Origin of the sequence: Streptococcus sp. 1004_SSPC (assembly GCF_001069025.1) — a bacterium.
GTDB lineage: Bacteria > Bacillota > Bacilli > Lactobacillales > Streptococcaceae > Streptococcus > Streptococcus vestibularis.
In genome coordinates, this window is the sequence record NZ_JWGQ01000117.1 from 1 (window position 1) to 254 (window position 254).

Genomic DNA, 254 nt, shown 5'->3' on the forward strand with positions numbered 1-254 from the left:
TTAATCGGAATTAAAGACCCTAACATCATTATTTCTCTTGTTTTTGAAACGGATACTCATATCGAGGTTCAAGCAAAACTGGATTATCCTGCACCATCATGTCCTCACTGCCATGGAAAGATGATCAAGTACGACTTTCAAAAAACTTCTAAAATTCCTCTTCTCGAACAAGCGGGAACGCCGACACTACTACGTCTGAAAAAACGTCGTTTCCAGTGCAAAAGTTGTAAGAGAGTAACGGTGGCTGAGACATC

The 254-nt window shown here is 40.6% G+C and carries 1 protein-coding gene; it reads left to right on the forward strand.

The genetic code is table 11. The annotated features are described in order from the left end of the window. Positions 1 to 254 (forward strand): transposase family protein (locus tag ADF62_RS08435; RefSeq protein WP_160312383.1); only part of this gene is annotated, 254 nt, incomplete at both ends.